Genomic DNA, 20,155 nt, shown 5'->3' on the forward strand with positions numbered 1-20,155 from the left:
GAGCGCGGCTGCTGCTCAAGACTTACTTCGCCCGGAAAGCGTAGTAGACGGGCTTGGGATCAGCGGCGGAATAGTCGGTGCCGACGAAGCCGTAGCCGGGCACGGCGTCGGTTATGGTGGCAGGCACTGACCAGACCGGGGCCTCGCCCTGGTTCCAGTCGAAAGCAAAGGTGGCGTCACGGGAATCCTCACGGTAACCCGTCAGCACAATCCCGTTACCGAGCGCCACAAAATCCAAGCTAGCGCTTGCGAGCGGAACCTCCCGCAGCTGACCCGCCGCCACTACCGTGGTGGTAGATCCGGTCAAGCTAGAAAGATACGCCACCCCGCCCGGCACGCAGGCGGATATTCCCACCTGATACCGCGCGGCAGAACCCGCCGGCTGCTGCCCGAGCAGCTTCTCCAGATTCTCCCGCAGCTGCGCGTTACTCGCTTGCGGAGCCGGGCAGCTAGCCTCCCGCACCGACACTTCTCCAGGCAACGGCGCCCCGGTGCTCGCCTTCCCCTCCAACGTGATAGCCAGATTAGCCTCCGGGATGAACCAGCCATCCGCGGTTGGCATGACCGAGGCGTTTTCCACATCCTCGGCCTCCGCCGAACCAGAACCACGCGTGCGGCCTCCGGAATCGAAAACAGTCCAGTTGACCGTGGTGCCCTCCCGATCAAAAAGCAGCAGCTCCCCGCTCGGCGCCACGTGAAAATTCCCGAGCGAGGCAGGGACGGTCACCTCGGCCAACACCGCGCCATCTGTGGGGGAGAGCCAGGAGAAACGCTCCTCGCGAATATCAGCCCGGGAGAGTAGCACCCCGGGCGCGAAGCCCTGCGCGTCCTCTCCGCTTTGCCAAATTACGGCGCCATCCGCTGCGGCGCGCAGGGTGGCTGGTACGTCCGAAATATATGAGCTGGCGTAATGGTTGCCCCAGGAATTCGGCTTGCACCACATATTCGCGGTGTCACCAGCGGGGGCGCAGCTGAGCTCCCCGGGCAAGCTATAGCGCAGCTGCCCGGTTTCCGTGTCATAAAAGCTCGTGGAATCCGCCTTAGCGTTGTAGCCGCCGAAAACGTGCCCGGCGGGGATAACGAAAGGCCGATCCAGGAAGGCAGGAATGTGTGATTCGGTGCGCACCGCCTGCGTTTCGGCAAGGTTCTGCGGGACGGGCGCGTAACTTGCCAGCGGCTGCGCGCCAGCCTCCGGAGCCGCGGCGTTCGCAGCGCCCCCGGCGCCGCCGGAATCTTCAGCACTATGCGCGCTCCCCACCTCGGCCGGCGGATCGCTCACCTCATCTTCCATATCGGCAAGGAAAAACCCGGCCGGGAAGCACACGAAAACAATGATAAGCCACCAGAAAAGGCCGTGGTCCTTCTTTTTCTTCGGTTCCTCGGGCGGCGGCGCGGTATTGACCCGCGTTGCGCCGGTGGTATGCGTTGCGCCGTAGGATCCGGTTGTGCCGGTGGCGTGCGCCGCGCCGTGGGGTCCGGTTGCGCCGCCGGCCTGCTGCGCACTCGCGGGATAGGGGACCGGCGGGACAGTGGGCAACAGTTGCGCCGAACTTGCGTAAGCCTGGCGCATCGCCCGCTCATCGCGCGGATGCGGTTTCGTGCGGGTGCCTTGGCGAGTGCGCGAGCGCTCTTTGCCCCGCGAACCCGCGCCACCCCGCGAGCCCGCGCTAACTCGCCCACCCGCGCTACCCCGCGCGCCTTCCTTCGCCCGCGCCACCACCGGCCGGCGCTCGCCTTCCGGCTCCGAGAAAGCCGAGCCGGCACCGGCGCGCGGCGGAGTTTCCGAAAACGCCGAACGGTGCGCGCGGGTTTGCCATTCGGCCAGGTCCTGGGCGCGTTTACGTTGGCGGCGGCGTTTGAACCAGCCGCGTGCGCCGTCGTCGTCGCTAAAAGCTGAACCACGCATGGACTCACGCTCCTAAAAGATCCGCGGCGCCCGCGAGCACCGTCCCAACGTCCCCCTCCACGCGCAGATCGGCGTAACGATCCGCGGTAGTCGGGCCGATATTAATAATTGCGCACGCCGCGCCGTGCTGGAGCGCCTCGCCCAGCACCCACGAACCGGTCAGCACCGCGAGCGACGTGCCCACCACCAGCGCCACATCCGCCTCGCGCGCCCACGCAAAAGACTGCTCCATCGCATCGCGCGGCAACGCCTCGCCGAAAAATACCACCGCGGGTTTGAGTAGACCGCCGCAGCGCGGGCACGGCGCCACCCGGAACGTGGAGGCCTCCGCCCCGGCGCGGTCCGCGGAAGCCAAAATCGCCACGTGTGCCGGATCGGGATCCTCGGGCCAGCCCGGGTTGAGCGCGTCGAGCTGCGCCGCAATCTCCGCGCGCGGGAACTCCGCCCCGCACTCCACGCATACGACCCGCAAAAAATTCCCGTGCAGTTCCGCGAGCCTGGTGGAACCGGCCTTCTGGTGGAGATTATCCACATTTTGAGTAGCGACGCCATTAATAAGGCCCGCTTTTTCGAAACGCGCCAGTGCCGTGTGGGCATTATTGGCGACGACGCCGCTCAGCGCGCGCCACGTTTCCTGATTACGTTGCCACACCCAGCGCTGCCATACCGGGTCCGAGACGAAAGCGTCGTAATCAATGGAGGGGGCATCGGAGGAGCCGGTGCCGCGGTAATCGGGAATGCCGGATGCCGTGGAGACGCCCGCCCCCGCGATAACTACGGTGGTGCGCCCGGCCATGAGCTCGGCTAGTTCGCGAGCGGCCTCGGTGGTGTCGCTGGTGATCATGGTGACTCTCTCGTGCTGGCTTCGGTGGTTCGGGCGGTGCGGATCCGGTTCCGCGCGGGCGCGTGTGCGTGCACCGGGCCGGCAGCCGCTTCCTCGCTCATCGTATCCCGAATGCGCGGCGGGGTGAATCTTTCGCCTCAGGGCAAAGGTCCGGCCACGGCGGGGTCAAACGTGGGATAATAAAATCTGTTTGAGGAACCCTCAAAGAGTGCCGGTCGCGGCACTCGCACGGAGCCTTCGCCACATCGCGGTGGTTCGCGTGCTCACACAGAAAACCTCTCGGACAGATGGTTCGAGGAACGCCGAATAAAGGAGATCTCAGTGGCTGTTGCAACCCGCGAACAGTACGACGAAATGCTCAACCGCGCCAAGGCAAATAAGTTTGCCTACCCGGCCATCAATGTCACCTCGTCCCAGACGGCCACCGCTGCCCTGCGCGGTTTCGCGGAAGCCGAATCGGATGGCATCATCCAGGTGTCCGTGGGCGGCGCCGAATACCTCTCCGGCTCCACCGTCAAGGATCGCGTGGCCGGTTCCATCGCCCTGGTGGAGTACGTGCGCGCCGTCGCCAAGAACTACGATGTGACCATCGCGCTGCACACCGATCACTGCGCCAAGCAGAACATCGATTCCTGGATCCGCCCGCTTATGGAGCTCGAAGCTGAGCAGCACAAGGCCGGCAAGCAGACCTACTTCAACTCCCACATGTGGGACGGCTCTGCCGTGCCGCTGGATGAGAACCTGGAAATCGCCAAGGAACTGCTGGCGCTCTCCCAGAAGGCCAATACCATTCTCGAAATTGAGATCGGTGTTGTGGGCGGTGAAGAAGATGGCGTCGTTGGCGAAATCAACGAGAAGCTGTACACCACCGCTGAGGACGGCCTCAAGACGGTTGAAGCGCTGGGTCTGGGCGAAAACGGCCGCTACATCACCGCGCTGACCTTCGGGAACGTGCACGGCGTGTACAAGCCCGGCCACGTGAAGCTGCGCCCCGAAATCCTCGGTGAGATCCAGAAGGAAGTCGGTGCCAAGGTTGGCAAGGAATCGCCCTTCGACCTGGTCATGCACGGTGGCTCCGGCTCCACCGCCGAAGAAATCCGCACCGCGGTGGAAAACGGCGTCATCAAGATGAACGTGGACACGGACACCCAGTACGCCTACACCCGCCCGGTGGCCGACTGGATGCTGACCAACTACTCCGGCGTTCTCAAGATCGACGGCGAAGTGGGCAACAAGAAGCAGTACGACCCGCGCTCGTGGGGCAAGGCCGCCGAAGCCGGCATGGCCGCCCGCGTTGTCGAAGCGTGCGAGCGCCTCGGCTCCACCGGCACCCGCATGAAGTAAGGGTGGCGCTTTCGGGCCGCTCGTGAAGCGGGCGTGTTCGTGCGCTGTTCGCGGCTCCGCGCATGAGCCGTAATAGCGGTCATAGCGGTAACAAGGGCCGGTAGTTCATTTTGGGCTGCCGGCCCTTTGTGCTGCACTTCGTGCGTCTTTTCCGATGCTTTCTTTGCTCGCTTTGCCCTCTTTCGCGTTGGAAAGCTTCAGCTTGCGGGGCTGATGGCGATGCGGGTTGCCCGTCATCATGTCGGATCGCAAAGTGGTACTGGAGCTACAGCCAACCCCCGATTTTCTGTCGTGCAGTACCACTTTGCGCGTTCCGCTGTCGTCGAGTACCACTTTGCTGGGCAGTAATAGGTGGATAGTGGCTAGTCCCGGTGGCCCTCGAAACAAAGTGCGCGGGAGAGCACTGTTTCAGAGCGAATTTATGTTCCTTACGCGCACTTGACGGGCACCACGGTTCGAAATGCGCACTTCGCGGGGGTCAATGTCCAGAACGCGCACTTTGCAGCCTTGACGCTTGAGAATGACTCACTCCACCTGTCCCGCGCAGGCCGGGGCGGGTGTGTTTTTCCGGGATGTACTTCGCATGTACGACATCTGCACTACAGCTCTGAAAACACCTACCACCACCGCGGGGACACGTGTGACTATTGAGGTTGATGAGACTTGTGTGACTTGTGGGATTCCCGCCGCCACCACCGCCGCCACCACCACCACCGCCACCACACGTCCGCCACGCCGCGACATCGACGCCCCGCGCCAGCGCCGCGCCGCGACATCGACGCCGCTGCCAACACCCCCGGCACCGCCGCCACCAGCGCATATGGTCATACTCTGAGACAGTTACCTCGGAAGATAAGATTTACCACATAGTTATTTAAGTCGTGCTTGAACACCTTCCAAACGGTTTATAATCGCGGGGCGCCAGGAGTGCCTCGAGTCATCAAGGTGTTTCCGCAGCTGAGCCACGTGTTTGGGGGCGTCTCACCGCGCCGCCGGGGCGTGGAATCCGGTAAAACGGGTAACTAATAAGGGATCTAAGAATGCAAAAATTAAGAACGGGAGCGGCGCGTTCGCGAGCCGCGGCGCACCGGTTGATCACGGGTGCGGTGGCGGCGCTTATTGCCGCCGTCGTCGCGGTGGGCGGAGCGATTCCGCTGACCGCGCCGGCCATGGCCGCGAACGTGCGAGTCACAACGAATGGTGACAACGCCGCAAACACCACCGGCGACAACACCAACGCCACCGGCGAAACCACCGAAAACGCCGAGCGTGCCGCGGAAGCGGCCTCGGCCCGCCTGGAAGTCGCGGTGGCCGAACCTGCCGACCAGAAAGCCAACGGCGTGAAATCCGGCGCGCTGGCCAGCTATGACGTGCAATGGTCCTGCGCCGGCGTGCAAGGTCAATGCGAGAACACCACTCTCAGCGTGACCATCCCCGGCCTGGTCGATTCCATCTCGGATACCGATAACCTCCCTCTCACCCACGTGAGCGCTACCAATTCTTCCCATGACCAATCCGCAGTCCCGGTGCGCGAAGGCGATACCTACACCTGGAACCTGGGCACCGTGCCGGTGGGAACCACCGGCGCCATGCGCGTGCAGGTGCGCCCGGAAAACCTGCGCTGGCCCGAAGGCGAAGCGATCCACCCGAAGGTTGCCGGCGAAACGAACGGCCTGGTAGCCGACCCGGTGGAACTGGCCACCCCGGTTCACGCCACCCCCACCATCGCGGTCCGTAAATTCGCTCCCGAATCCCAGCCGGCCATCGGCGGCCAGTACACCTACACCATTACCGCCGGTTACGAAGGCGCCTTCAATACCAACGAAAACAAATTCCAGGACCCGGGCACCGGCACCCCCGGCCTCATGGGCCTCACCGAGATCCGCCTGGTCGATACCCTGCCCGAAGGTGCGGAATTCGTACGCGCCACCAATGGCGGCACTTACGATCCGGCCACCCGCACCGTCACCTGGGTGGTTCCCGGCGCACCCGTCGTACGCGCCATCGAAGATTACCGCGTCACGGTAGCCTTCCCAGCCGGTACTTTCGCTGAAGGTGCCAGCGCCACCAACAATGTGCAAGCCACCGGCACCCCGCTCGATCCCAAGCACGCGGCCGTCACCGCCACCGATTCCGTGACCCGCCAGCTGCAAAACCTGCGTGCCGAAGGCAATTTCCGCAAAACCTCCAATAAGGCCGTGACCCAGCGCGACGGGGAAGCCAGCTGGGATATTTCCTGGTCGAATACCGGAAATGTGCCGCTGCGCATGCACGTGGCCGATAACCTGCCCTGCCGCTACGTCTCCCCGGAAACTCCCGGCGCCTGCGCCACCCCGGCCCTGCGCAATGTCAAGGCCGGCCTGGTCCGCCCGCTCCGTAAGAATGTCCCGGCCACAGTCACCTACACCACCACGAGTGGGAAGCAGCTGAGCGTCGTCGTCGACCCAACTACCACACGGGATTTTGACCTTCCCGTTCCCGCGGGAGAAGAGATCACCTCCATCGCCCTGGACGTGGACGTAGTCAACGGTGAACGGAGCGATATTACGCTGGAAATCCGCGGAACCGTGGTGGCGGATTTCCCGGCCGATGTGCATAACGGCACCACCGCGCCCGACGGCGCCACCTACAGCTCCGCCCCGCGCTACGAGGTCCCCACGCTGGAGAATCGCGCCGTCGTAACCGCGCAATCTCTCGATTTTGCCGGCAACCCGACCCCGGACCTGCCCGCGAAAATCACCACGCGGGAATCCGCGGCGCAGGTCGCGATTGTGGACGGCTACCCCACCTACGGGGTGTCGAAAACCTCGCACCTGGGCGGCCAGATGGTCGGCAACCTCGATACCAAGCCCGGCGAACTCTTCCAAACCGGCCAGACCTACACCTTCGGGCTGGGCTTCTACACCGGCAAGGGCGCCAAGCTCTACCCGGTGATCATGGACCTGCTCGCCCCCGGCATGGAATACGATCCCAAGCAGCAGATCACCACCTCCGCGAACTGGCCGGCCACCCTCCCGCTCGACAAAATGCGGGTGGAAACCGAGATGAAAACCGTGGACGGTAAACAGCGCCAACTGGTGCGTTTCACCTGGCCGAACGACGACGCTAACGGCGCCGCGGGCACGCCCGGCAGCACAGGCGACTACTTCGCCCCGCCCAGCACCGGGGACCAGAGCCGCTCCAACTCCTCGGAAATGGTGCTCTACTTCGGCGCGAAAATCACCGCGGCCACCGAGCCCGGCGAAAACACCAACGACATGATCCTCGCGGACGCCAAGCGCCCGAACCTGGGCACCGCCGTCGCCCCGAACCAGTGCATCCGCAATTGGTGGGCGCGCACGGACAGCCGCAAACTCACCGATAACCTCGACGGCCTCAACCGCCCCGAAGCGCGCGGCTGCACCACCTCCACGAAGTTCAACGTGGCGGGCTTGCCGGCGCTCGCGGGCAAGAATTACGTGAAGGGCGACGTCGATACCGAGTTCCAAGCCAACCCGAATTACGGGACCGTTTCGCCGGCCTCCAATGCCGAACTCAAGCTGGACCTGGTCAATAACGGCAATGCGGGAGTCTCTGGGGTGGTGGCTTACGATGTGCTGCCCTACCCGGGTGACCACGGCGTGAGCGGCGCCAATACCCCGGAAAACGAGCGCGGCTCCACCTGGCGCCCGCGCCTCAACGGCCCGCTGACCTTCGGGGAAGGTACCCCGCAGCCCACCTCGGTGCTGTACTCCACCTCGATCAACCCGTGCCGCGGCGAAGTTATGGAGCTGGGTGCCGCCCAGGATTCCAGCCCGCAGAATTGTGAGCCGGGCACCTGGAAGACCGCCGAGGAACTGGGCGGGGACTTCTCCCAGGTGCGTGCTTTCCGGGTGGAATTCCCGCAGGATGCCAAGCTCACCCGTGCGGATACCTGGACGATCAACGCCAATGTGACGGCTCCGGCCGCCGCCCGCGGTATCGCCTGGAATAGCTATGCGGTGACCGGTAAGAACGCCGAAACCGGCGCGCCCGTGATGCCGACCGAACCGGCCAAGGTGGGGCTGACCATGCCTTTCGACCTGGACCTCACCAAGGAAAATATTCACGCGAAATCCGCTGATCTCGGCGTGCTGAGCGAGAAGGTGACCGCTGATCCCGCGCATGCCAGCCTGGCCGAGGGCGTGCAGCTCGCCGATATCGAGAAGCAGAACGAAACCGAGCGTTGGGCTACCGGCTCCGTGGTGGAGTACGTGGTGCGCGCCAAGAACGCCGGCCCCGGCTTCGCCACCGGCGTGGAAATCACCGATATGCTCCCCAAGGGCGTCACCTACGTGGGCTACTGGAGCACCAACGGCGGGTACGATGCCGCCACCGGCACCTGGCGCATTAATGACACGGTGACCGAAGTGGTGGATCCGAGCACCGGCGACCCGGTGGAGGGCGCGGACCCGAGCGCCACCGATGATGCCTACCTGCGCTTCACCCACGAACGCGGGATCGCCCCGGGCGGCGAAGAGGTGCTGCACCTGTACGCGGTGATTGATGAAACCGCGCGCTCTCAGCAGGTCTGCAACGAGGCCCTCACCCCGGCCAAGGATCGCCTCGATTCGAAGGGCCAGAAGTTCGCGGGCACGAAGGCGAATGCTTGCCTGACCGTGGGCGTGAACCTGGGGGACCGCATCTTTGAGGATACGAATAACAACGGCGCGGACGATCCGGGCGAGCCGGGCCTGGCGGGCGTCACCGTGAAGGTGTTCCGCCCCGGCGATACGGAACCATTTATTACGACGACGACGGACGCCAGCGGCAAGTACCTTGTGCGCGGCCTGGAACCTGGCACGTACTCGGTTGTGGTTGATCGCGCGACCCTCCCGAAGCGCGAGGGGACCTGGGAAACGACCCACGTCCGGGAAGGCTCGGGCGATAAGGAGAAGGCCAGCTCCGGGGAAATCACCCTGAGCGCCGCCGATGTGCTGGATGCCGATTTCGGCTTCCACTACGTGGCGCCGGTCCCGCCTGTGCCGCCCCAGCCCCCGGTGCCGCCGGAGCCTCCGGTTCCGCCAGCACCCGAGCCGACAACTCCGGAACCGACCACGCCCGCGCCGGCTCCTTCGCCGACGACCACGGCGCCCGCGCCGCAGCCGACCTCGGATCGCGCGCAGCCTGAGCCCGAGCCCTCGCCGACCGTGACGACCCCGGTTCCGCCGGCGCCCGAACCGGAGCCGACCACGCCGGAACCGCCGGCGCCCGTGCCGACGTCGCCTGAGCCCACGGCTCCGGCACCGACAACTCCCGCTCCGGCACCGACAACCGAACCGGCACCGAGCCCGACAAGCACGGCTCCGGCACCGCAACCGGAACCGAGCACCCCGGTGCCCACGGCGAGCACCACGGCGCCCGCGCCCCAGTCCAGCGCAAGCACGGACGGGCCGGCGGCGTCGTCGACCCCGAGTGTGAACCCAACTCCGCCCGCGCAGGCTGGCTCCGGCCCGCGCCTGCCGCACACCGGTGCGGGAGTGCTGGGAGCCGCGGGAGCGGTCCTCGCGCTGCTGGCCGGCGGGGTGCTGGTACTGCGCCGTCGTGGAGAATAGTGGCGGTGTGGCGGTGTGGCGGATAGCGCCACCGGGTGAATAACCGCGGCGGTACATCCGCAGTCGCATAGCGATCAGGCGGGAGGCCGAGCGTGAAAGCGCCCGGCCTCCCGCCTTTCGCGTGCTCGCCCGAGCGTCGGCACGGTGCGCGGCACGGCGCGGCACGCGGCGCGCAGGAACCGCCGCGACGCTTCGCGCACCCACGTCAGGCACACCTTCCCCGAGTTTGTGTTTCCGCTCACAAGTTATAGAATGGTCAGTGGTCCAGGCCACGGCCTCGCGCCGGCGGCCGCTCTCACGTAACCGAACAAGTCAGAAAGAAGCCCGCACATGACGCAAACACCAGTCACTCCCGCGCATCCGGAGCCTGCCGCCCGCGATCCGCACGAGGGCAAGCGTGCGGGCCTTGCCTATTTCAACGATGCCCAGCAGGCTTTCAGCGCCGGCAATATTAAGGACGCCATCGAGCTCTACCGCGCCGCCGCGGATGCTTTCGAGCGTGACCCGGAACTCTACCTGGAGCGCGCCGTCACCAACGGCCAGCTGGGCATTTCCCTCAAAGCCGTGGGGGAGATGGACGAGGCGGCGGACCGGCTCGGCCGCGCAATCTCGCTTTTCCAACAGTTCCCGGAAAACGGCGATGCCGCCGTGAGCATGGGCAATTGCTTCTGGCATATCGGTGAGATCAACGAGGAAGCCGGCGATTTCGACGCCGCCCGCATCTCCTACAACCAGGCGTATTCGGCCTACCGGACTGCGCCGAATACCCAGGAGCTCCAGATCGAAGTCCTCCAAAAACTGCGGTCTATCTAGGCCGGCTCATCCGTCTCGACATGTCTATGCACGCCACCGTTACCGAGCTGCTGCGCGCCGGGCTCGCCGCCCTCGAGCGCCACAATGAAGATGAGGCCCGCGCCCGTTTCGTGGAGGCGCGGGAAACCGAGCGTCGCGCCGCGGGTGGCCGGAGCACCGGCGGCATTCTCGCGAGCGGCGCACTTTCCGGCGCTGACAATTCTGGCGGTGCCCTTTCCGATTCCGCACTTCCCGGCAGTTCCGCGCCTGAATTGTTTGCCCGGGTGAGCGACCCGGATGCTCTGTATTTCGCGGCGCTCGCTACCGGGCAGCTGGGGGAGAACCCCCTCGGCCTCGCGCGCCGCGCCGTGGAGGCGTATCGCGCCGCGCCGCCGTCTTTACGGGCCGCGCGCGCCTGGGAAACCTACGGATATTTTTTGCACGACGCCGCACACGACGCCGCAGCCGCCCAGGCCATGCGGGAGGCGGCTGGCGTGTACGCAGCCCTGGGTGGGCACGAAGCTCAGCAGGCCAATGCGCTGTATAACGCCGGAATCTCCCACGCGGAAGCCGGCGACTTAACCGCTGCTATCGCGGCTTTGGAAGCGGCGTTGCTACCCGCGGGTGCACTGCCGGAGGCGGATCTGGGGCGGGTGGCTATCCGGGCCACCCTCGCCGCGGCGCGCTTGGACGCCGGGCAGTTCGCGGCGGCCGCGCGCGATTACCGAGCGGCGGAGGCGGCCTTCGCGGCGCTCCCCGGCCAGGAATTTAATGCGATTGATTGTGCTTTCGGGCGAGCCCGCGCGGTGCTCGGAAGTGGGGACTACCCGGCCGCCGCGGAGCATTTCGCGGAAGTCGCGGCGCGCGCCACGGAGCTCGCCGGCGGGAAGCCGAGCGCCACCGCCACCGAAGCCGAGCGCGCTGCCTGGGAAGTCGCCGCTATGTCCTGGCATCACGTTGCGGTGGCCCAGGCCAAAAACGGCGCGCCCGCGGAGGGCGTTCCCGCCATGCGTACAGCCGCCGCGATCTACGCGGGGCTGGGCGAGGAGCTCTCCGCTGCCCACTGCCGCGGGCTGCTCGGCGATCTACACGCTGAAGCGCGGGATATGACTGCGGCGCGCACCGCCTGGCAGGCCGCCATCGCGGCGCTCGAAGCCGCTGCGGCACAGGGCGGGGAACTCCCGGCCGGCCCGGCCCGGGACCTGGAAGAATTCCGCCGCAAACTCAGCGCTGCCGGGGGAGCGCTCGCCTAACACTCGGGCAGCTACCGCCCGGTCGCTCGCCTAGCGCACGGCTAGCGGCCAGCCCACCGCCGGGCGGCGCAGCCGTGGCAAAAATGCTGGTGGGATGAGGAGCAGCGGCGTCGTACCTATCACGTAAGCTTGGAAGTGCGGTGCTAACCGGCACCGGTTCCCGGCAACGAAGAGGTTGATCGTGACAGCACAACACCCCGGCACTGTTATCCACCCGCCCCAGCAGCGTGACCAGTGGTGGCGCGATGCCGTTATTTACCAGATTTATCCGCGGTCCTATGCGTCGAGCGGCGGGCCGCTCGGCACCCTGCCCGGCATCACAGAAAAATTCGATTATTTGGAGAAGCTCGGGGTGGATGCGGTGTGGCTTTCGCCTTTCTACGTGTCCCCGCAATTCGACGCCGGGTACGACGTGGCCGATTATCGTGACGTCGATCCGCGCTTCGGCACCCTTGCCGATGCCGAGCGGCTCATCGAGGCCGCCCACGCGCACGGCATGAAAGTCATTGTGGATATTGTCCCGAACCACACCTCCTGGGATCACAAGCTCTTCCGGGAAGCGGTGCTGGCCGGGGAAGGTGCCCCGCAGCGCGATAATTTCTGGTTCCGGCCCGGGCGCGGGGAAGATGGTAGCGAGCCGCCCACCGACTGGCTGTCCTCCTTCGGCGGGCCGGCCTGGTCGCAGGTCAAGGACATTCCCTGGGTGAAAGGAACCCCGCAGGAGCACGAAGAAACCTGGTACCTGCACCTGTTTGACCGTTCGCAGCCAGATGTCAACTGGGAAAGCCCGGCTATTCATGGTGAATTCACTCACACCATTCGGTTCTGGATGGATCGCGGTGTGGACGGCCTGCGGGTAGATGTGGCCCACGGCCTGGCCAAAGACCCGGCCCTCCCGGACTGGCCCTACAAGGTGGAGGACGTGCGCTACAACCCGGACGTGAACGTGCCGCCCGCACCCATGGCCAACCAGCCCGCCGTCCACGATATTTACCGCGAATGGCGCGCGATCCTGGATGAATACGGGCGCGATCGCATGATGGTGGCCGAAGCCTGGGTGGATACCGAGGAAGACCTGGCCCGCTACGTGCGCAGCGACGAAATGCAACAGGCTTTCAACTTCGAATACCTTTCTGCGCCCTGGCGCGCGGACCGCATTAATGCGCTGATCGAGTCCTCGCTGCGCGCCACCGACGCCGTGGGCGCCCCCACCACCTGGGTGCTTTCCAATCATGACACCCTGCGCGCCACCTCCCGCCTGGGCCTGGAGGGCGTGACCACCGGCTGGTGCGGGAACGGCCCGAGCGGCATCGGCCCCGATGACCCGCAGCCCGATGCGGCGCTGGGGGCGCGCCGGGCCCGCGCCTGGCACACCCTCACGGCGGCGCTGCCCGGTTCCTACTACCTCTACCAGGGCGAAGAGCTCGAACTGCCCGAAGCCACCCAGCTGCCGCCCGAATCCCGCGAAGATCCCACCTTCGCGCGCACCGGCGGTGCGGAGCTGGGGCGCGACGGGTGCCGGGTGCCCATCCCCTGGCGCGCGGACGCCCCGGCCTTCGGATTCTCACCCGAGGGGCAAAGCTGGCTGCCCCAACCCGCGGACTGGCGCCGTTTCGCGGTGGACGCGCAGGAAGCCGCCCCGGAATCCGCGCTCGCCTACTACACGGAGCTGCTGCATCTGCGCGCCCGCTACGACCTGGGCCTGGGCGGATTGCGCCGCGCTCCCGAGTACGCCGGCAGCGGCGTCGCGCTCATCAATTTTGCGGGCGACGACGCCGCCACTTCCCGCGGGGATCTCCTGATTATGACGGCCTTTGCCGAGCCCCTGCCCCTGCCCGAAGGCTGGGCGGTGCTCCTCAGCTCCGCGCCGCTGGAAGAAGGGGTGCTCCCGCCGGATACCACGGTCTACCTGGTGCCTTTCAGCACGGATACCGAGGAAGGGTGCTGATGGCGCGGCTGGCGGCGTCGTCGCACCAATGGCGCGCCCGCAACAACAGGTGCGCCTACCACGGGCGTGCCCGCTGCAACCACCGGACGCACACGCGAAGGTGACATTAAATTAGAACTGTAGAACGCAAGATAAGTCACACTGTGGTGTAAACTAGTATCACCACACAGGCAAGGGAGCCGGGGCGCTACGGTGCTGTCGCGGCTGCGGCTTTCTTGCTGGCATTGACGATCATAGGAGACGTAACGATGCATTCAGTGAAGAAGATTGCGGCTCTCGCCGCAGCTGGGTTGGTGGCCATCGCGGGATTGGGTGGCTGCGTATCCAATTCCGATAGTGGCGGAGGAAGCGAAGGCGGGGCCGGCAAGGTCTACTTCCTCAACTACAAGCCGGAATCGGATCAGGCCTTCCAAGAATTGGCGAAGAAATACCACGAACAAACCGGGGTGGATATTAAGATCGTATCCGCGACCGGCGGTTCGTATGAGCCTACCCTCGCCAATGAGCTCGGGCGCGCGGACGGCCCCACTATTTTCCGCGTGGACGGCCCCATCGGCCTGGCCAAATGGAAGCAGTACGCCAGCGATATTTCCGATGCTCCCTTCATTGAGGCTATGACGGATAAAGAAATGGCCCTCAAGGGAGATGACGGTAAGGTTTACGGCGTCCCCCACGCGGTGGAAGGCTACGGCATCATTTATAACGATGCCATTTTGCAGAAGTACTTCGCGCTGCCGGGTGCCAAGGCGAAGTCCGTGGATGAGATCAAGAACTTTGACAAACTCAAGGAAGTCGCGGACGATATGCAGGCCAAGAAGGACGAGCTCGGCATCAAGGGCGCTTTCGCGGTCACCTCGCTTTCCCCGAATGAGGATTGGCGCTGGCAGACCCACCTCATGAACTGGCCGCTCTTCTACGAACTGCGGGATAAGGGCGTGCAGGACACCGGGAGTATCGAAGGTACCTACCTGGATAATATGAAGAAGATCTTCGACCTGTACCTCACCGATTCCACGGTGGATCCCTCGCAAACCACAGCGAAGGCCGTCACCGATTCCATGGCGGAATTCGCGCTCGGCCAGGTGGCTTTCGTGCAGAACGGTAACTGGGCCTGGTCGCAGATTGATGGGGTGGACGGCAATACCGTCAAGGCGGAAGATATCCACTTCCTGCCCATCTACATGGGCGTCAAGGGTGAAGAAAAGGCCGGTATTTCGGTGGGTACCGAAGCCTACCTGACCATCAACAACAAGGCCTCGGATGCCGATAAGAAGGCCTCGATGGACTTCCTCAACTGGATGCTCAATGATCCCACCGGCGCCAAGCTCTGCGCGGAGGACCTCGGCTTCATCGCCCCCTTCAAGGAATACGCCAGCCTCTCGCCCACCGACCCGCTCGGTAAGGAAGTCATCAAGTACATGAAGGATACCGAGCACTACAACGTGGCTTGGGACTTCCAGGTGGCTCCTTCCATGGACTTCAAGAACGGGCTGGGCCAGCACCTGAGCCAGTACGCCGTCGGTAAGGAAAGCTGGGATCAGGTGAAGGACTACTTCGTCACCCAGTGGAACACTGAGAAGGCAGCTGCCGGGGTGAAGTAGCTGGCCGGTGCGGGCGCCTATCGGTTGCGCTGCGCGGAACACAAGCGATAAGCGCGCCGGGCGGCTCGGCACCACCCGTGCCGCGCACTCAAGCGCCGGCCGCGCCACGCAGCGCCCGCGCCCACTGCTACCACACCTGCCTTGCCTGAGGTGAGGCGCGGGGCTCACCATCGCGGTGGGCCCCGCCTCTCACAGGGGGTTTCTCATGAAAACATTGAAAAAACACGGGCTTGCCTTCGTGGGGCCCACGTACGTGGCGTTCGGGATCGCATTCCTCGCCCCGTTCTTTATCGGTATTTATCTTTCGTTCACGAATTTCACCACGCTGGATGATGCCACCTGGGTGGGCGTGCAGAATTACGTCAATGCCTTCACGGAGCAACAAAACTACGTTGGGGCGTTGATCTTCACGGCTTCGGTGGCGATCGTATCCATTATCAGCGTCAATATCATCGCGTTCTTCCTGGCGTATCTGCTCACGCAGAAGCTACCCGCCACGAATTTCTATCGCACGATCTTCTTCATGCCGAATCTCATCGGCGGGATCGTGCTGGGCTACACCTGGCAGTCCCTCCTCAACGCGGTTCTTTCCAATTACGGCACCACGCTGGTCAATGATTCGAAATACGGTTTCATCGGCCTCATCTTGCTGGTCAATTGGCAGATGATCGGCTACATGATGATCATCTACATCGCCGGCTTCCAAAATGTTCCCGCCGAACTCAACGAAGCCGCGCAGATCGACGGCGCCAGCCGCTGGCGCACCCTGCGCTCGGTCACCATCCCCATGATGATGCCCTCGATTACGATCTGCCTCTTCCTGACGCTGGCGAACACCTTCAAGATTTACGACCAAAACCTGGCGCTCACGAACGGCGCCCCCATGCGGGAAACCGAAATGGCGGCGCTCAATATCGTCAAGAGCATGTATGAGCAGGTCGGGCAGCAGGGAGTATCGCAGGCCAAGGCCGTGATCTTCTTCCTCATCGTTTCCGCGATTGCGCTCATCCAGCTGCGCGCCACCCGCACGAAGGAGGTGGACCTGTGAGTACCGAAACTGGCAAACGCGCGGTCGCCGCTGAGTCCCAGGGCGCCGTCGTTCCCGCGGAAACGCGCGACTCTGCACGCACGGGAGCGCGCACGGAAGCACGCGGCACCGATCCCGCGGCGAAACCGAAGCTCAAGGCCCCGCGCCACCGGGTGCGCATGACCCCCGGGCGCTGGGCGGCGGTGGTTTTCCTCGGGATTCTGTCCCTGATTTACGTGGTGCCGCTGCTCTTCATCCTCGTCAATTCTTTCAAGGGCCGCTTCTTCATTTCGGACGACCCCTTCAGCCTGCCGGCCGGCGAAACCTTTGCGGGGATGGATAATTACCAGACCGCGCTGAGCCTGTCCGGTTTTATGCGGGCCCTGGGCTGGTCGTTCTTCGTGACGGTGGCTTCGGTGCTGGTCATCGTATTCTTCTGCGCGATGACGGCGTATTACCTGGCGCGGGTGCGGAGCTGGTGGACCTCGCTGCTGTACTACCTGCTGGTATTTTCCATGGTGGCGCCCTTCCAGATGGTCATGTTCCCGACCGTGAAAATCGCGGACAAGCTGGGTCTGTCCTCGCCGTGGGGCCTGGTGGTGCTCTACCTGGGCTTCGGGGCGGGGCTCTCGGTATTTATTTTCGCGGGCTTCGTGCGTTCGATTCCCGGCGAAATCGAGGAGGCGGCGTCTATCGACGGCGCCGGGCCCTTCAAGACCTACTTCCAGGTGGTCATGCCGATGCTCAAGCCCACGGCGGTCACGGTCGCGATCCTCAACACGATGTGGATTTGGAACGACTTCCTCCTCCCGAACCTCGTGATCGGGCGCGAGGAGGCCTACCGGACTGTCCCGGTGGTGATCCAATTCCTGGTGGGCTCGAATGGAAATAAGGATCTGGGTGCGCAGATGGCGGTGCTGGTGCTCGCCATTATCCCGATTATTATTTTCTATCTTTTTGCGCAGCGCTATATTGTGGAAGGCGTTGCGGCGGGTTCCGTCAAGGGTTAAGAAGCACGACGACGACGCGGCGCCGCGCACCCGATACTGGGCGCGCGGCGCCGTAGCTCAGCCACGTGGGGCTTGGGCCCGCGAGGTGCTGGTTCGCGAGGCGCTGGTCCACGGGGCTTCGCTTGCCGCACAAGCCCGTAGCGCTTCCACCCGCGGGCGCCACGAACCGAAGGAGATGTATGCGCCGGATTTTCGATCCTGACTCACCTTTCCAGCGCGGACTTTCCGACGCCGTCATCCTGGTGGAGCTCAATATTATTACTCTGCTCGGGCTGCTCCCGGTGGTGAGTGGGGGAGCCAGTTTGGTGGCCTCGGCGCGGGTGAGCGCCCAGCTGCTTCGCGGTGAGGCGCCCCGGCCCTGGCGCCTGTGGTGGCAGCATTTCCGCGCTGCTCTGCTGCCATCGCTGGCCTGGTGGTTGCCCACCCTCGGGCTCCTCGGCCTGGCCTGGTGGGAAAACCGCTGGGTCTCCGGCCTCGCCGCCCCCGACAAAGCCGCACCCGCGGCCTCGGCGTCCGCGGCGGCTCACGCCGCCGATTCTGCCCTTGTCGGGCAATCGGTCGCCGACTCTGCCGGGGTGCTCGCTACCGACCCCGCAATCGCCGCGGATCCGCGGCTGGCCGGCATCCTCTCCGGCCTTATTATCGTGGCCCTCCTGCTGGTGCTGGCAGTGCTGGTCTGGCTGGTAACGCTCCAGGCATTCTTCTCCAACGCCTTCCTGGAGCACCTAGGTAACTCGGTGCTCCTCGCCATCACCCGGCCGCTACGCACGGCCGCGTGCGTAGCGGCCGCGGTGGCGCTCCCGCTGGCCTGGCTTTATGCGCCGGTATCACGCTTGGCCATCTTCTGGGCATTGGCGCTGGCCGGGCTAAGCGTCCCGCTCTACCTCACGGCCTGGCTGCAACGCCCGGTCCTCGACACCCTCCTCGCCGAAGCCGAAGGCTAGCCCGCAGCGCCGGCAGCTGCCAGCGGCCCGGCATTCCCGGCCCGGAAACAAAGTGGTACTGGAGCTACAGCCAAACCCTGAATTTCTGTCGTGCAGTACCACTCTGTTCGTTCCGCTGTCGTGGAGTACCACTTTGTTGGGCAGCAGCGGGTGGAAACGGGTTAGCCCCGGCAGCCCCGACATGAAGTGCGCGGGAGAGCACCGTTTCAGAGCGATTTCGTGTCTCTAACGCGCACTTGACGGGGCCACGGTTCGAAATGCGCACTTTGAGGAGGAGGGAGACCAGGCCGGCTAACAAAATGTACCTGGGTGACAGTTTTTCCGCGATTTAATGTCCGTGGCGTACACTCTGCTCCCCTAACAGTCCGAAATGCACGTTTTGCAGCCTTGAAACTTGAAAATGACCCATTCCGGTTACCCTGCCCCGGGCGGAGGCGGGGTGTTTTTCCGGGGTGTACTTCGCGTGTACGACATTTGCACTACAGCTCGGACAACACATGCCCGCTCCGCAGGTGCTTGTGTGACTATTGAAGTCTGTGAGGCTGGTGAGATTCTCGCGTGAAGACCTCCGCATCCGCCCGAAATCAAAGCGCAACGGCAGCTACGTTAAGAAAAGGGGCGCGGACGCCTGGCCTTGTGTAACTCTCGGAATTTCGAAATTGAGGATGTACCCTTATGAAATGCGTAAAGCTTTAGCCCTTTTAGGTCTCTGTACCCTGGCGGTTGCCTGCTTCAGTGCGGTCGATAACCTGTACTTCACGCAGTTCCTCGGGCGAGACCTGGTTTTCCTCGGTGTCATGGTGTCGGTTTTCAATGTCACCGTTTCTCTGGCGGAACTTCCGTTCTCCGTACTCTTTGACCGTTACTCGCAGCGCGCGGTTCTTCTTGCGGGCATCGTGGTGCGGATCGTCGCTTTCGCGGCATTTTTCTGGGCGGTGAACGACGGCGTCCTATTGACCGGCCAGTTCCTCGCAGGAATCGCCAGTGCCGCTATGAGTGGCACTCTTGAGGCGCTGGTGATGAACCAGGTCGATACCTCGACCGCAGAAAAATCAAGCAAGACATTGACGGTCATGCAGTTCGTTCGCTCGGGTACCTCCCTCCTGGGTGGCTTGGCCGGAGTGGTGGTTTACGCGATATGGCCGCCGGCGATCTGGCTGCTTGGCATCGCCGCGCTTGTCGGTGCGGCGATGGTCTCCTGGACGGTTCCTGATTCGCAGGAAGCTGCCGAATATACCTGGCGGGAACTCGGCGCAAACCTAAAAACCGCGGTGTGGTCACACCAGGCACTCGCGTTAATCCTCGTTAATTCGGCAGCGCTCGGGCCGTTCATGCTCTGGCAAATCAAGTTCGGCCAGGCCTCGCTCTGGTTGGTAGCAGCCGGTTACGCTGCCATGTGCCTGGGCGGTTTAGGCGCAGCCACCCTCCAGGAGAAACTCAATATCCCTTCGCGGTGGGCCTGGGCTGTGGCGATTGCCAATATTCTGGCCGCGGCACTCTTCGCGCTCTCCCAGCAGCAGTTCTTCGTGTGGATAACTTTCGCCCTCCACGTGGCCATGCAAACAATCTTGATCATCCAGGTCTCCGGGCGTTACCACACCCGGATCTCCGATAGCGTGCGAGCAAGTGCCCTGTCAGTCATCTCCCTGGCCGATTCCATCGTCACAGCATTATTCGCCCCGGCAGTTGCGGCAATCGGGCTGGCCTGCGGTTTGGATAAAGCGATTATGCTGTCCGCCGCGGTGTACGCACTCATTGCGATACTGCTCTTCTTCACCCGAAACGCCGGCACGGAAAGTGAAACTGCCACACCGACTACGGCGTGACCAGCTCGCCACACCGACTACGGCGTGACCAGCTCACCGCGCGGGTCACGGTCGCTATCCGGGACCCGGCTGGCCGGCAGGCGCGGC

Annotated in this window: 12 protein-coding genes; 10 read left to right on the forward strand and 2 right to left on the reverse strand. The window is 64.2% G+C overall.

The genetic code is table 11. From position 1 onward, the window contains the following. Positions 1 to 22 precede the first annotated feature (22 nt). Together ACRQFC_RS07435 and ACRQFC_RS07440 are read right to left on the reverse strand one after the other, a co-directional pair. Positions 23 to 1,906 carry a hypothetical protein gene (locus ACRQFC_RS07435; protein ID WP_435734660.1) on the reverse strand — a complete coding sequence of 628 codons (1,884 nt, stop codon included), beginning with the start codon at positions 1,904 to 1,906 and terminating at the stop codon, positions 23 to 25. A gap of 4 nt (positions 1,907 to 1,910) precedes the next feature. Further along, entirely contained in the window at positions 1,911 to 2,750 is an 840-nt protein-coding gene (locus ACRQFC_RS07440) for a Sir2 family NAD-dependent protein deacetylase (RefSeq protein ID WP_087071152.1), read from the reverse strand. A gap of 315 nt (positions 2,751 to 3,065) precedes the next feature. Here ACRQFC_RS07440 and fbaA point away from each other — a divergent pair, with 315 nt between their 5' ends. The 10 genes from fbaA to ACRQFC_RS07490 all read left to right on the forward strand — a co-directional run bounded on the left by fbaA (position 3,066) and on the right by ACRQFC_RS07490 (position 20,068). After that, complete coding sequence (fbaA, locus tag ACRQFC_RS07445; RefSeq protein ID WP_257960156.1) at positions 3,066 to 4,094, forward strand: class II fructose-bisphosphate aldolase; 1,029 nt, start codon at positions 3,066 to 3,068, stop codon at positions 4,092 to 4,094. A 1,040-nt stretch (positions 4,095 to 5,134) separates the two neighbouring features. Continuing rightward, positions 5,135 to 9,667: an SdrD B-like domain-containing protein gene (locus ACRQFC_RS07450; protein ID WP_284897249.1), complete on the forward strand. Its 4,533-nt coding sequence runs from the start codon at positions 5,135 to 5,137 to the stop codon at positions 9,665 to 9,667. A gap of 330 nt (positions 9,668 to 9,997) precedes the next feature. Then, complete coding sequence (locus tag ACRQFC_RS07455; protein ID WP_026428701.1) at positions 9,998 to 10,480, forward strand: tetratricopeptide repeat protein; 483 nt, start codon at positions 9,998 to 10,000, stop codon at positions 10,478 to 10,480. Between the two features lie 20 nt (positions 10,481 to 10,500). After that, positions 10,501 to 11,712 carry a hypothetical protein gene (locus tag ACRQFC_RS07460; RefSeq protein ID WP_284897247.1) on the forward strand — a complete coding sequence of 404 codons (1,212 nt, stop codon included), beginning with the start codon at positions 10,501 to 10,503 and terminating at the stop codon, positions 11,710 to 11,712. A 181-nt stretch (positions 11,713 to 11,893) separates the two neighbouring features. Next, a complete protein-coding gene (locus ACRQFC_RS07465) occupies positions 11,894 to 13,660 on the forward strand; it encodes a glycoside hydrolase family 13 protein (protein WP_284897245.1) in 1,767 nt (588 codons plus the stop codon). A gap of 248 nt (positions 13,661 to 13,908) precedes the next feature. After that, complete coding sequence (locus tag ACRQFC_RS07470) at positions 13,909 to 15,261, forward strand: ABC transporter substrate-binding protein (RefSeq protein ID WP_284897243.1); 1,353 nt, start codon at positions 13,909 to 13,911, stop codon at positions 15,259 to 15,261. Between the two features lie 205 nt (positions 15,262 to 15,466). After that, the gene (locus ACRQFC_RS07475) at positions 15,467 to 16,309 is read left to right on the forward strand and encodes a carbohydrate ABC transporter permease (RefSeq protein WP_284897242.1); all 843 of its coding nucleotides are present in this window, start codon (positions 15,467 to 15,469) and stop codon (positions 16,307 to 16,309) included. 158 nt (positions 16,310 to 16,467) lie between these two features. Beyond that, complete coding sequence (locus ACRQFC_RS07480) at positions 16,468 to 17,298, forward strand: carbohydrate ABC transporter permease (RefSeq protein ID WP_284897263.1); 831 nt, start codon at positions 16,468 to 16,470, stop codon at positions 17,296 to 17,298. Between the two features lie 179 nt (positions 17,299 to 17,477). Continuing rightward, complete coding sequence (locus tag ACRQFC_RS07485) at positions 17,478 to 18,242, forward strand: hypothetical protein (RefSeq protein ID WP_284897240.1); 765 nt, start codon at positions 17,478 to 17,480, stop codon at positions 18,240 to 18,242. Positions 18,243 to 18,922: 680 nt separating this feature from the next. Beyond that, complete coding sequence (locus ACRQFC_RS07490) at positions 18,923 to 20,068, forward strand: MFS transporter (protein WP_284897238.1); 1,146 nt, start codon at positions 18,923 to 18,925, stop codon at positions 20,066 to 20,068. Positions 20,069 to 20,155 lie beyond the last annotated feature (87 nt).

This window comes from Actinotignum inguinis, from assembly GCF_051265835.1.
GTDB lineage: Bacteria > Actinomycetota > Actinomycetes > Actinomycetales > Actinomycetaceae > Actinotignum > Actinotignum timonense.